The sequence below is a fragment of the Cryobacterium sp. genome, from assembly GCF_025463825.1.
GTDB lineage: Bacteria > Actinomycetota > Actinomycetes > Actinomycetales > Microbacteriaceae > Cryobacterium.
The window spans coordinates 1-12,682 of record NZ_JAODBG010000103.1; the positions used below are offsets into that span (position 1 = coordinate 1).

Sequence of the window (12,682 nt, forward strand, 5' to 3'; positions counted from 1 at the left end):
GGATGAACTGCTCGAGCTTGCCGCTGGGGGCGATGACCCCGAGGGCTCCGTAGCGGGCGCCGACCAGGTCGACGGCGACGTCGACGATCCGGCGGAGGACGGCGGCGAGGTCGAGTTCTTCGACCACCGCCTGGCTGGCCTGCAGCAGGCTGCGGAGGCGGCCCTGGGTCGCGAGGACCTTCTGGGCGTTCACGACGAGTTCGCTCAGTGCCTGGTCCAGGGCCGACCTCGGGCCGTCGGGAAAGGAAAGCCTGGTCTCAGGAACGGTCACAGAATACGTCCCCTTTCGGTCGGCGCTGCCCAAAGTGTACCTGACTGGGACCTTCGGCCCTTTCGGTGGCCCGGAGGCCAGCGCATTCTGGATAGGTGACATCTCCCGGCGCAGCCCGGGAAGAACTGGAGATCAACTCATGGTTGAGCGAGTGATCGTAGCCGTTGACGGGGGTCCCGCGAGTCGCGCGGCCCTGGACTGGGCGTTGGCCAGGGCACGCTCCGCGCCGCTTCCGCTGGAATTGACCACTGTCGTCGAACTGGGCTGGTCGCCGCCCGGCGGCCCCGTCGACGACTTCCAGCCCGCGTACGAGCGGGCGCTGGCCGACGCCGCCGCGTACGCCGAACGCTCCTTTCCCGGGGTCAAGACCACCAGTGTCGTTCGACGCGGCGCCCCCGTCGACGAACTGGTGCGGGCCTCGGCCGACGCCGAGCTCCTGGTGATCGGCACGAACAAGACCGGCCCTCTCGTCGGCGCCGTGTACGGCACCCTGCCGCTCCGGGTGGCCGCCCATGCCGGCTGCCCCGTGGCCGTGATCCCCGCCGGCTGGACCGCCGGCGGAGACATGGTCGTCGTCGGAGTCGAGGACGACCTCACCGTGGACGCTCCCCTGGCCGTTGCCGCGGCGGAAGCGGCGGCTCTCGGGCTGCCGCTGACCCTGGTCCACGCCTGGTCGATCCCCGCCACCCTCGGCGTGGACTTCGGCGCGACGGTGCCGTTCGACGCCCTCATCGAGGCGCACAGTGAAATCCTGGAGCACGCCACGGCGAAGGTGCGGTCCTCGCACCCCGCCATTACGGCCACCGGTCAACTGATCCAGGGCGCTGCCGCCCCGGCCCTCGTCGCCGAGGCGGCATCCGCCGCCGTCCTCGTGGTGGGCACCCACGGCCGCGGCGCGGTGGCCGGGCTCATTCTGGGCTCGGTGAGTCACGATGTGCTGCTCAACATGCCGTGCCCGATCATCATCGTCCCCCGCCTCCCACGTCCGGCCGGGCGTTCGGGAGCGTCGCGATGACCGCCACGTACTACATCGGCGTCGACGGGTCCGGGCCGAGCCGGGCCGCGCTCCGCTGGGGAGTGCGGCGGGCCGCCGAACGCACCGCGGCCGTCGTGCTCGTCAACACCGTCGACGATGAATGGGGGTTGGTCGGCCGCGATGCCGCCGCCGACGCCGAACGCCAGGCACGGGAACTTCTCGTCGAAGAATCCGAGCGGGTCCAGGCGCTGCACACCGGGGTTCCCCTCAGCACCCGGATCGTGCATGGCGGAACGGCCTGGGAGCTGGCCCGGCTGCCCCAGCCGGAAGACCTCTTGATCGTCGGCACCCACAAGACCGGGTTCCTCCGCGGCCGGGTGCTCGGTTCCCGCAGCGTGCAGATAGCCTCAGCCGCCCGGTGCTCCGTCGCCATCGTGCCGGACACCACCCTCGAGTCCCGCCACGACGTGGTCGTCGGCGTCGACGGCAGCGACGGCTGCATCGCTGCGGTGAGGATCGGAGCCCAGGAGGCGGACCGCCTCGACCAGGATCTCCTTCTCGTGTACGCGCCCCCCGGGCGTTCGGACGCCGTTGACGAGCGCAACCCGCACACCGCCCGGTTGCTGATGAGCGCGGCTGCGGTCGCCACGGCGACGGCCGACCGGATCACCGTGCGGCGCCGAGTGGCGCACCGGGACCCGGCGGAGGCGCTCCTGGATGCCAGCTTCGACGCCGCGCTGCTGGTCCTGGGAGTGTCCGCCAGGCACGGGGATCACGCACTGATCGGTTCGGTGACCCATGACGTGCTGATGAACATCAACGTGCCGGTCCTGATCGCGCGGGGAACCGGGTCCATCTCGGACGCCGCGGCGCTCGCGGCGACCGCCAACGTCTGAGGGGCACATCCGCGGCTGCGCGCACGGGCGTCGGTATCCGAAACGTCAGTAGTCGAACTCGTCGAATTGCGGCGAACCCAGCGGTGCGCCGGCCCAGGCCAGTGAGGCGGTGAACGGGCCGTCGCGGATCTTGTCCCTGATCGCGTCGGCGGTGCGCGCTTCGGTCAGTTCCAGGCTGTCGTCGGCGCTGGTCACGCTCATCAACTGGGTCGAACCGCCGATGAGGATCTGGGCGCGACCAGTATTACCGTCCTCAGCGACCACCGGGATGTCGACGACGTCGGTTTCGTGCCGGTTACCCAGCGCCTCCGCGTAGAGCATCACCGCGTCGGCGAGGTCGCTGCCGGTGACGATGGAACCGCCAGAATGGTAAATACGTTTCATGGTGCACCCCTGCAGACTTCCGAGATTGGACGTGGCGCAACCGGGGTCTGGGGCTGTACCGCCATCCTACGTCCGCCGCAGCTAAACGGCGAGGTCCCCATTGACGATCGAGGCGGCGACCTCCGCCAGCGGCAGGCCATTGGAGCGGGCGTACTGGCGGATCATGGTGAACGCCTCATCCATGCTCGCCGTGTGGGTGAAGGACACGACGCCCTTCGCCTGCTCGATGACCACCCTGCTGCTCAGGGCGAACTGCAACTGTTGCCGCGCGCTGTCACTCTGCCGCAACGCGCGCTCCTGCAGGATGCCGATGGTCGCGACGTCGGCCAGCGCTTGGACGGTCGGCGCGTCAGCGGCCGGCAGTCCCCCGGTGCGATCCCAAAAGAGGTTTAGCGACCCGATCGTGGTCGAGCGCAGCCGCATGGGAACGGAGAACATCGAGTGGAAGCCCTGCTCGAGGGCGCCGGCCCGAAACCTGGGCCACGTGGTCCCGGAGGCGTCGATGTCGGGCACCGCGACGGCGCGACCGGTGACCACGCTCTCCACGCACGGACCACTGCCGCTTCGCAACTGAAGGATCTCGACGAGCCGGCTGCGCTCGTTGGTCGAGGCGACCACTTCGAGCTCGGTGTCGTCGGTGAGGATGATGCCGGCGGCCGAGGCGTCGAACAACGGAACGCACTGCCCCACCAGGGTGTGCAGCAGGTCCACGAGATCGTAGCCGACGACGAGCGTGTCGGCGAGCGTCACGAAGGCCTCAACGAGTTGGCCTTCACGGGTCTTGGTCGCCATCACACCATCATAATGACTCGGGCAGGGGCTCGGCCGGGCCGGTCCATTCGCTGCGGAGATCGATCCTGCGGGCGACGATGTCGGCGGCGACCTCCCGGACCGTGCGACCCCTGGCGAACGCGTAGCCGTTGATGACCAGCAGGGCATCGGCTGCATTCACGCTCAGTTGGGCGAGGACCATGCCGGTGGCCTGGTGCACCTCCCTCCGGGAAAAACCGTGCCCGGACTCACCGTCCTCGGGCTCAGGGACCGGCAGGTCGGCGAGGGATCGGCGGAGGACCTGGCGGGCGCAGATTCCCGACAGTGCGCTCGCGTCGACGACCTGAGCCTTGGTCAGCGCCCCAGGCCGCCTGCTGTACAGGTCGACGGCCCCGATGTTCAGCGAGCCCAGAGCCAGCGGGAACGCGAACAGTGCGCCCGGCCGGGCGGGGCCGAGGGCCTCCCTGAACAGCGGCCAGCGCGTGCCCTCCCGCTGCAGGTCAGCGGTCAGCACGGGCCGCCTGGTGGCCAGGGCGTCCCAACACGGCCCCTCCCCGAGGTCGAACTGGAGTTCGTCGATGCGGGCCGCGGCGGGATCGCTCGCGCACACCGTCTCGCTGCCGAACGGGGGCCCCAGCGTGGAGATGGCCGCACCGGTGACCGGCAACGCCCTCAGGAAAGGACCGCACAGGCTGGCGCGACGCTCGAACGCGCTCGAGAGGGCTGCGACCGCGCCCCCGAAGGCCTGCCGGTCAGACATGGCCGTTCTCATTGCGTGCCCGCGCCCATCCGGCCATGAGGAACCTCGCACCTACCCGACACCGCGCATTTGTGTTCTGGTGGGCCCTACCGGGCTCGAACCGATGACATCCACGGTGTAAACGTGGCGCTCTACCAACTGAGCTAAAGGCCCCGACCGGATAACCGGAACAGGATGGCTAAAAGCTTACCGACAAACGAGCCGGCTCGTGTCACACCGGCGACGGCGTCGGGTGCAGTTCGTCCAGCGCGGCCCGGTAGGCGGTCAGCGAACGTGCCTCACCGGGCGCGGTGATGAAGCTCGCCCGGATGATGCCATTCACGTCGATCAGGAATGTCGCCCGGTTGGCGAAACCCTTATCCTCGAGGAAGACTCCGTATTCCTTGGCCACCGCGCCGTGCGGCCAGAAGTCGGCCAGCAGCGTGAAGCCGTACCCTTCCCGATCGCCCCAGGCGCGCAGCGTGTGCCGGGAGTCCACCGAGATGCCGATCAGTTCGACGCTGTTGTCGGCGAACAGCGCCAGGTTGTCGCGGAGCTCGCAGAGCTCATCGCTGCAGATGCCGGAGAAGGCCAGGGGGAAGAACACCAGAGCGACGGATTTCCGGCCACGGTACCGGCTGAGCTGGATGCGCTCGCCGAACTGGCTGATGAGCTCGAAGTCGGGTGCCTGGGTGTCGTTCTCCAGAGCCATGGGTGGGTGTCCTTTCCGGCCACCGGGGAACGATGGCTGAATCCGAGAGTGCAGCCTAGTCCCGCGCATGCGGCATCACCAACCCGGGACCGATCCGTACGCGCGGACCCGTACGCGCTTCCCAGTAAGAATCACTAGGCTGACGGGGTGCCTTTCGGTCGTGATCCGACCTTGCTCTGTCCGGCACGCCTAACCAGGCATGATCTTTATCCCCACACGATCTGCCCTACAGAAAGAGGTCGAGTGTGACTGTCAACGACCAGGACCCGTACTCAATGGACAACTCGGACGCCGATCCGGCCGAGACAGCCGAATGGTCGCAATCGCTCGATGCGCTCGTCGCGGCCAACGGCCCCGGCCGCGCGCGCGAGATCATGTTGAGCCTGCTCAAGCGGTCCAAGGAATTGCACCTGAACGTTCCGATGGTTCCGACCACGGACTACATCAACACCATCGCCTCGGCCAACGAGCCTGAGTTCCCCGGCGATGAGGACATCGAACGGCGCTACCGCGCCTGGATCCGTTGGAACGCCGCCGTGCTCGTGCACCGCGCCCAGCGCCCCGGTATCGCTGTCGGTGGCCATATTTCGACGTACGCGTCATCCGCCGCCCTCTACGAGATCGGCTTCAACCACTTCTTCCGCGGCCAGGACCACCCGGGCGGCGGCGACCAGATCTTCATCCAGGGCCACGCCTCCCCCGGAACCTATGCCCGAGCCTTCCTCGAGGGCCGCCTGAGCGCCAATCAGCTCGACGGTTTCCGGCAGGAGAAGTCCCACGCACCCGACGGCATCTCGTCGTACCCGCACCCGCGGCTGATGCCGGAGTTCTGGCAGTTTCCGACGGTCTCGATGGGCCTGGGCCCGATCAACGCGATCTACCAGGCGCAGCTGAATCGGTACCTCACCAACCGCGGTATCAAGGACGCCAGCGACCAGCAGGTCTGGGCGTTCCTCGGCGACGGCGAGATGGACGAGGTGGAGAGCCGTGGTCAGCTGCAGGTCGCCGCCAATGAGGGCCTCGACAACCTCAACTTCATCGTCAACTGCAACCTCCAGCGCCTCGACGGCCCGGTGCGCGGCAACGGCAAGATCATCCAGGAGCTCGAAAGCTTCTTCCGCGGCGCCGGGTGGAACGTCATCAAGGTGGTCTGGGGCCGCGAGTGGGACGACCTGCTCTCCCGCGACACCGATGGCGCGCTGCTTAACCTGATGAACGTCACCACCGACGGCGACTACCAGACCTACAAGGCCGAGAGCGGCGCCTATGTGCGTGAGAACTTTTTCGGCCGGGACCCGCGCGCGCTCAAGCTTGTCGAGGGCTACACCGACGACCAGGTCTGGAACCTCAAGCGCGGTGGCCACGACTACCGCAAGGTCTACGCCGCGTTCAAGGCCGCCTCGGAGCACAAGGGCCAGCCGACCGTCATCCTCGCGAAGACCGTCAAGGGTTACGGCCTCGGCCCGAGCTTCGAGGGCCGCAACGCGACGCACCAGATGAAGAAGATGACGCTGGACAACCTCAAGACGTTCCGCGACAGCATGCACGTGCCCATCACGGACGCGCAGCTCGAGGCGAACCCGTACCAGCCGCCGTACTACACCCCCGGCGACGGCGACGAGGCGATCCAGTACCTGCACGAGCGCCGCCGCGCGCTCGGCGGTTACCTGCCGGAGCGTCGCACCACGTACACGCAGATCAACCTGCCGGACGACTCCACCTACGCCGTCACCAAGAAGGGCTCCGGCACGCAGGAGATCGCCACCACCATGGCGTTCGTGCGGCTGCTCAAGGAGCTGCTGCGCTCGAAGGACTTCGGCCACCGCATCGTGCCGATCATCCCCGACGAGGCCCGCACCTTCGGCATCGACGCGTTCTTCCCGAACGCGAAGATCTACAACCCCAACGGCCAGCACTACACGTCGGTGGACCACGCCCAGCTCCTCGCCTACAAGGAGAGCCCGCAGGGCCAGATCATCCATGTCGGCATCAACGAGGCCGGCGCCCTTGCCGCGTTCACGAACGTCGGAACGTCCTACTCCACCCAGGGCGAACCGCTGATCCCGGTGTACGTGTTCTACTCGATGTTCGGCTTCCAGCGCACCGGCGACGCCATGTGGGCCGCCGGTGACCAGATGACCCGTGGCTTCATGATCGGCGCCACCGCCGGCCGCACCACCCTCACCGGTGAAGGCCTGCAGCACGCCGACGGTCACTCGCCGTTGCTCGCGTCGACCAACCCGGCCGTGGTGTCTTACGACCCCGCGTTCGGTTACGAGATCGGGCACATCGTGCGTTCCGGCCTCGAGCGGATGTACGGCGGCAGCCACACCGATCCGAACGTCATGTACTACATCACGGTGTACAACGAGCCGCAGGTGCAGCCGGTCGAACCGAGCGATGTGGACGTCGACGGCATCATCCGCGGTATCCACCGGGTGTCGGAGTCCACCCAGGCCGGGCCGAAGGCCCAGCTGCTGGCCTCCGGCGTGTCGGTGCCGTGGGCGCTCGAAGCCCAGGCCCTGCTCGCCGCCGACTGGGGCGTGTCCGCGGACGTCTGGTCGGTCACGTCGTGGTCGGAGCTGCGCAGGGACGGCCTCGCCGCCGAGGAGCACAACTTCCTCTTCCCGAACGAGGAGCCGCGCACCGCATACGTGACGGACAAGCTCGCCGACACGGCGGGCCCGTTCGTGGCGGTGTCCGACTTCATGCACGCGGTGCCCGACCAGATCCGGCAGTTCGTGCCCGGCGACTTCGCGACGCTCGGCGCCGACGACTTCGGCTTCTCGGACACCCGTCCGGCGGCCCGTCGGTTCTTCAAGATCGACAGTCCGTCCATCGTGGTGCGCACCCTGCAGCAGCTGGCGAACAGTGGCGAACTGGACCGAAGCGTCATCCAGCAGGCGATCGACAAGTACCGCCTGCACGACGTCTCGGCCGGTAACACCGGCTCGGCCGGTGGCGAGAGCTAACCGCCCCCGTGGCTGCGGCGCCGAAGACAAAGGATGCGACTCTCACCTGGTTGCGCACGATTTCCGGTGAGCTGTCCACGGCGACGCTGAAACGGCTCGAGGACACGCTGCCCTGGTATGGCGATATGCCGCCAGGGCGGCGGTCCGCCGTCGGCCTGGTCGCCCAGGCCGGCATCACGTCGTTCATCTCCTGGTACGACGACCCGCGCTCGACGCCGTGGATCGCCGCGGACGTCTTCGGCGCCGCTCCGCGCGAACTCCTCCGTTCGGTCAGCCTGCAGCAGACGCTGCAGTTGATCCGCGTCACCGTCGAGGTGGTCGAGGAACGCGTCAAGGACGGCTCGGAGGCGCTCCGCGAGGCCATCCTGCTGTACTCCCGCGAGATCGCGTTCGGAGCGGCGGATGTGTACGCCCGGGCCGCCGAAGCCCGCGGCCTCTGGGATGCCAGGCTCGAAGCACTCGTGGTCGACTCCATCCTCAGCGGCGAGTACGACGACGAACTGCCCAGCCGGATCGCGGCGCTGGGCTGGCACGGCCACGGCGAGGTCTGTGTGCTGGTCGGCACCACCCCGAAAATGCTCGACGTCGACCAGCTGCGCCGGTCCGCCCGGCACATGACCGCGGACGTCCTCATCGGCGTCCAGGGCAACCGGCTGGTCCTCGTCATCGGCCGTGCGCACCCGATCACGCCGGAGTCCGACGAGGCCGCGGGAACGACCACGCTCAGCTTCATGGACATCGCCCTGCAGTTGGAGCCCAGCTTCGGTCCTGGCCACCTGGTCCTCGGCCACGAGGTGGCCAACCTGGTGGACGCGTCCAAGAGCGCCAAGGCGGCACTGGCCGGTTTCGCCGTCGCACGGTCCTGGCGGAACGCTCCGCGGCCCGTCGCCGCCGACGACCTGCTCCCCGAACGCGCCCTGGCCGGCGATCCGCTCGCCCGCGCCACCCTCATCCACCGCATCTACCGCCCATTGCAGGCGCACTCCACCGAGCTGTTGACCACCCTGTGGTGCTACCTCGACAACGGCCGGTCCCTCGAGGCCACCGCCCGGGAGCTGTTCGTACACCCCAATACCGTGCGCTACCGGCTCAAACGAGTCTCGGAGGTCATCGGCTACGACGCCACCGGCGCCCGGGAGGCCCTGATCCTGCAGGCCGCACTGATCATCGGTTCGATCAGCGACCACGACGGGTCCAGCCGGCGGCGCTGACCAACCGGCACAACCGACCAGCATTGCGTTATCGCACAAACGGATCATCGATAGTCGGTAGATTGTCCACACACGCTGCCTCGCCCAAGTTGGGAGACTTAGGAAATGCTTGTTGTCGTCTGTCCCGGTCAGGGTTCACAAACACCTGGTTTCCTCGAAGCCTGGCTGGCGAACCCCGCCTTTGCCGACGCGCTGCGCGCCATGTCGGAACAGGCCGGGACTGATCTTGTCTCGGCCGGCACCGTCGGCGACGCCGACACGATCCGTGACACCGCGATCGCGCAACCCCTCATCGTCGCCGCCGGCGTCCTGACCCTCGGCGCGCTGTTCGCCGACGGTCGGCGCGCCGCCGTCGGCGGCATCGCCGGGCACTCCGTGGGCGAGATCACCGCTGCGGTCGGAGCCGGCGTCCTCAGCACCGCCGACGCCCTCACCTTCGTCGGCGAACGCGGCCGGTCCATGAAGGCCGCCGCCGCCGCCTCCCCCACGGGCATGAGCGCCGTCCTCGGCGGCGACGAGGCCGAGCTGCTCGCCCGGCTCGCCGCCCTGGGCCTGGAGCCGGCCAACTTCAACGGCGGTGGCCAGATCGTCGTCGCGGGCGACCTCGACGCCCTCGCCGCCCTGGCCTCGGATCCGCCCGCGAAGTCCCGGGTCATCCCGCTGCAGGTCGCCGGCGCGTTCCACACCCGCCACATGCTTCCCGCCGTGCAGCACCTCACCGAGGTGGCCGGCCGGCTCTCCCCCACCGCGGCGACCCTGCCGCTCTGGACCAACGCCGACGGCGGCCTGATCTTGGACGGGTCCGCATTCGTGGACCTGCTCGTCGGCCAGGTCTCGTCGCCGGTACGGTGGGACCTGTGCATGCAGGCGTTCACGGATGCCGGCGTCACCGGAATCATCGAGGTCGCCCCCGCCGGCGCCCTCGTGGGCCTGGCCAAGCGTGCCCTCCGCGGCATCCCGACCGTGGCCATCAAGACCCCCGATGACCTGCCCGCTGCTTACGATCTGATCGACCAACAGGCCTGAATCAGCCATAATCGCCACCGGAAGAGAAGAATGACACAGCCACACCTCCTGCAGTCCCAGGGCGCCCAGTACACGCGCATCCTCGCCGTCGGGGCCGCCCGCGGTGACCTTGTCGTCCCCAACAACGACCTGGTCGGGCCGATCGACTCGTCCGATGAGTGGATCCAGCAGCGCACCGGCATTATCACCCGCACCCGCGCCAGCAAGGACGTGGACGCCGTCGACCTGGCCACCACCGCGGCCCTCGAAGCCATCGCGAAGAGCGGCATCGACGCCTCGCAGATCGACGCCATCATCATCGCCACCATCAGCAATGGCCGGCAGACCCCGTCGATGGCCGCCGTCGTGGCCGAACGAATCGGCGCCGTCCCTGCCGCCGCCTTCGACCTGAACGCCGCCTGCGCCGGCTACGCCTACGGTGTCGCCCAGGCCGACGCCCTGATCCGGTCCGGGGCCGCGCACTATGCCCTGGTCATCGGTGCGGAGAAACTCTCCGACATGGTCGACGGCACCGACCGGAGCATCTCGTTCCTTCTCGGCGACGGCGCCGGCGCCGTCGTCATCGGCCCGAGCGAGTTCCCGGGCATCTCCGCCTCGGTGTGGGGCTCGGACGGGCGCCCGGACGCCGTCGGCATGAACGCCACCCTGCAGGAATACCGCCGCGGCGAGAAGGAATGGCCCACGCTCCGCCAGGAGGGCCAGACCGTCTTCCGCTGGGCGGTCTGGGACATGGCCAAGATCGCCAAGCAGACCCTGGCCGCCGCGGGCATCACCGCGGACCAGCTGGCCGCGTTCATCCCGCACCAGGCGAATATGCGCATCGTCGACGAGTTCGCCAAGCAGCTGAAGTTGCCGGAATCCGTCGTCATCGCCCGTGACATCGCCACGACCGGGAACACCTCAGCCGCGTCGATCCCCCTCGCCACCCACCGCCTGCTCGAGGAACACCCCGAGCTCAGCGGCGGTCTCGCCCTCCAGATCGGCTTCGGAGCCGGCCTGGTTTACGGCGCGCAAGTAGTTGTGCTGCCGTAGCCTCCCCCTGTCCCTCTAAACTGAGTCTCGGTCAAACGAGACACCCCCCAAGGAGAAACAACATGGCATTGTCCACCGAAGAAGTTCTTGCCGGCCTGGCCGAGCTCATCAACGACGAGACGGGCATCGCAACCGACACGGTTGAGCTGGACAAGTCGTTCACCGACGATCTGGACATCGATTCCATCTCGATGATGACCATCGTCGTCAACGCTGAGGAAAAGTTCGACGTCAAGATCCCCGACGAAGAGGTCAAGAACCTCAAGACCGTCGGCGACGCCGTCGAGTTCATCGTCAAGGCCCAGGACTAGGTCCACGCCCGAACGGGCCGGACGGCACAAGCTGCCCGGCCCGTTCTCCAGGGACGCTCCATCCGGGGTTTCCACCTCGCTTCGCGCACGTTCTCACGGAGAGTCGTTGTTATGACCAAAAAAATCGTTGTCACGGGCCTGGGTGCCACCTCCCCGCTCGGCGGAACCGCCACAGACACCTGGAACGCCCTGCTCGCCGGCGAGTCCGGCGCATCCACCCTCGACTATGAGTGGGTCGAGCGCACCCAGCTCCCCATCACCTTCGCCGCACAGGCCCGGGTCCGCCCGGGCGATGTGCTCGCCAGACAGGAAACCAAGCGGCTCGACCCGTCGAGCCAGTTCGCCCTCATCGCCGGGCGGGAAGCCTGGGCAGACGCCGGCGAGCCCGAGGTCGAACCCGAACGGCTCGCCGTGGACTGGGCCACCGGCATCGGCGGCGTCTGGACCCTGCTGGACGCGTGGGACACCCTGCGCGAACGCGGCCCGCGGCGGGTGCTGCCCATGACCGTGCCGATGCTGATGCCGAACGGCCCCGGGGCGGCGATCGGAATGGACCTGCACGCCCGTGCCGGCATCACCACCGTGGTCTCCGCCTGCGCCTCCAGCACCGAATCCCTCGTGAACGCCTACAACCGGCTGCAGGCCGGCCTCGCTGACATCGTCATCGCCGGCGGCTCCGAGGCGGCCATCCACCCGCTCCCGATTGCCTCCTTTGCGGCCATGCAGGCGCTGTCCAAGCGCAACGACGATCCCGCAACGGCATCGCGCCCCTACGACATCACCCGCGACGGCTTCGTCCTCGGTGAGGGCGCAGCCGCCCTGGTCGTCGAGACCGAAGAGCACGCGCTGGCCCGTGGCGCGCACATCTACGCGGAGCTGCTCGGCGGTTCGATCACCAGCGACGCGTACCACATCACGGCACCTGACCCGGAGGGATCCGCCGCCGCGCGTGCCATGATCGAGTCGATCCGCAATGCCGGAGCCGACCTGTCCGATGTGATGCACATCAACGCCCACGCCACCAGCACTCCGGTCGGCGACATCGCGGAGTACAACGCTCTGCGACGGGTCTTCGGCGACCTGCTCGACGGCATCCCGGTTTCGGCCACGAAGGCGTCCACCGGCCACCTGCTCGGTGGCGCCGGCGCGATCGAGGCCCTGTTCACGGTCAAGGCCCTCGCGGAGCGCATCCTGCCGCCGACGATCAACCTGACGGAGCAGGACCCGGCGATTCCGCTGGATGTCGTGACCTCGCCTCGCGCCCTGGGCTCCGGAGACCTGCTGGCGATCAGCAACTCCTTCGGCTTCGGCGGCCACAACGCCGTCGTCGCGTTCCGCTCGGTCTGAGCCACCGACACCCCGTGGGCGGGCCGGTCCGATC

Annotated in this window: 12 protein-coding genes, 1 tRNA gene and 1 pseudogene; 8 read left to right on the top strand and 6 right to left on the bottom strand. The window is 68.4% G+C overall.

From position 1 onward, the window contains the following. Positions 1–271: pseudogene (locus tag JWP54_RS12280) on the bottom strand (hypothetical protein); the annotation flags it as partial. Between the two features lie 151 nt (positions 272–422). On the opposite strand from JWP54_RS12280, the gene JWP54_RS12285 reads away from it, so the two are divergent. After that, entirely contained in the window at positions 423–1,286 is an 864-nt protein-coding gene (locus JWP54_RS12285; protein ID WP_297372489.1) for a universal stress protein, read from the top strand. Beyond that, the gene (locus JWP54_RS12290; protein WP_297372491.1) at positions 1,283–2,143 is read left to right on the top strand and encodes a universal stress protein; all 861 of its coding nucleotides are present in this window, start codon (positions 1,283–1,285) and stop codon (positions 2,141–2,143) included. Before JWP54_RS12285 ends, JWP54_RS12290 begins: the two co-directional genes overlap by 4 nt. 45 nt (positions 2,144–2,188) lie before the next feature. On the opposite strand, the gene JWP54_RS12295 is transcribed toward JWP54_RS12290, so the two are convergent. From JWP54_RS12295 to JWP54_RS12315, 5 genes are all read right to left on the bottom strand, one after another. Beyond that, positions 2,189–2,527 (bottom strand): hypothetical protein, encoded by a 339-nt coding sequence (locus JWP54_RS12295; RefSeq protein ID WP_297372493.1) that lies wholly within the window; start codon positions 2,525–2,527, stop codon positions 2,189–2,191. A gap of 81 nt (positions 2,528–2,608) precedes the next feature. Continuing rightward, positions 2,609–3,319 carry a GAF and ANTAR domain-containing protein gene (locus JWP54_RS12300; RefSeq protein WP_297372495.1) on the bottom strand — a complete coding sequence of 237 codons (711 nt, stop codon included), beginning with the start codon at positions 3,317–3,319 and terminating at the stop codon, positions 2,609–2,611. Positions 3,320–3,326: 7 nt separating this feature from the next. Then, a complete protein-coding gene (locus JWP54_RS12305; RefSeq protein ID WP_297372497.1) occupies positions 3,327–4,058 on the bottom strand; it encodes a GAF and ANTAR domain-containing protein in 732 nt (243 codons plus the stop codon). A 77-nt stretch (positions 4,059–4,135) separates the two neighbouring features. Continuing rightward, positions 4,136–4,211 (bottom strand) — tRNA-Val (locus tag JWP54_RS12310). 58 nt (positions 4,212–4,269) lie between these two features. After that, complete coding sequence (locus JWP54_RS12315) at positions 4,270–4,749, bottom strand: peroxiredoxin (RefSeq protein ID WP_297372500.1); 480 nt, start codon at positions 4,747–4,749, stop codon at positions 4,270–4,272. A 245-nt stretch (positions 4,750–4,994) separates the two neighbouring features. Between JWP54_RS12315 and aceE the strand changes: the two genes are divergently transcribed. From aceE to JWP54_RS12345, 6 genes are all read left to right on the top strand, one after another. Further along, complete coding sequence (gene aceE / locus JWP54_RS12320) at positions 4,995–7,721, top strand: pyruvate dehydrogenase (acetyl-transferring), homodimeric type (RefSeq protein ID WP_297372502.1); 2,727 nt, start codon at positions 4,995–4,997, stop codon at positions 7,719–7,721. 50 nt (positions 7,722–7,771) lie between these two features. Continuing rightward, a complete protein-coding gene (locus JWP54_RS12325; protein ID WP_297372504.1) occupies positions 7,772–8,932 on the top strand; it encodes a CdaR family transcriptional regulator in 1,161 nt (386 codons plus the stop codon). A gap of 105 nt (positions 8,933–9,037) precedes the next feature. Further along, the gene (locus JWP54_RS12330; RefSeq protein ID WP_297372506.1) at positions 9,038–9,958 is read left to right on the top strand and encodes an ACP S-malonyltransferase; all 921 of its coding nucleotides are present in this window, start codon (positions 9,038–9,040) and stop codon (positions 9,956–9,958) included. Positions 9,959–9,988: 30 nt separating this feature from the next. Continuing rightward, positions 9,989–10,990, top strand: coding sequence for a beta-ketoacyl-ACP synthase III (locus JWP54_RS12335; RefSeq protein ID WP_297372508.1), 1,002 nt, complete (start codon positions 9,989–9,991; stop codon positions 10,988–10,990). 62 nt (positions 10,991–11,052) lie between these two features. Then, positions 11,053–11,301: an acyl carrier protein gene (locus tag JWP54_RS12340; RefSeq protein WP_022883990.1), complete on the top strand. Its 249-nt coding sequence runs from the start codon at positions 11,053–11,055 to the stop codon at positions 11,299–11,301. Between the two features lie 111 nt (positions 11,302–11,412). Next, entirely contained in the window at positions 11,413–12,648 is a 1,236-nt protein-coding gene (locus tag JWP54_RS12345) for a beta-ketoacyl synthase (protein WP_297372513.1), read from the top strand. Positions 12,649–12,682: the final 34 nt, after the last annotated feature.

Coding starts and splice junctions, on each gene's coding strand:
- JWP54_RS12290 (WP_297372491.1), top strand. CDS start 1,283: ATGACCGCCACGTACTACATCGGCGTCGACGGGTCCGGGCCGAGCCGG.
- JWP54_RS12295 (WP_297372493.1), bottom strand. CDS start 2,527: ATGAAACGTATTTACCATTCTGGCGGTTCCATCGTCACCGGCAGCGAC.
- JWP54_RS12300 (WP_297372495.1), bottom strand. CDS start 3,319: ATGGCGACCAAGACCCGTGAAGGCCAACTCGTTGAGGCCTTCGTGACG.
- JWP54_RS12305 (WP_297372497.1), bottom strand. CDS start 4,058: ATGTCTGACCGGCAGGCCTTCGGGGGCGCGGTCGCAGCCCTCTCGAGC.
- JWP54_RS12315 (WP_297372500.1), bottom strand. CDS start 4,749: ATGGCTCTGGAGAACGACACCCAGGCACCCGACTTCGAGCTCATCAGC.
- JWP54_RS12330 (WP_297372506.1), top strand. CDS start 9,038: ATGCTTGTTGTCGTCTGTCCCGGTCAGGGTTCACAAACACCTGGTTTC.
- JWP54_RS12335 (WP_297372508.1), top strand. CDS start 9,989: ATGACACAGCCACACCTCCTGCAGTCCCAGGGCGCCCAGTACACGCGC.
- JWP54_RS12340 (WP_022883990.1), top strand. CDS start 11,053: ATGGCATTGTCCACCGAAGAAGTTCTTGCCGGCCTGGCCGAGCTCATC.
- JWP54_RS12345 (WP_297372513.1), top strand. CDS start 11,413: ATGACCAAAAAAATCGTTGTCACGGGCCTGGGTGCCACCTCCCCGCTC.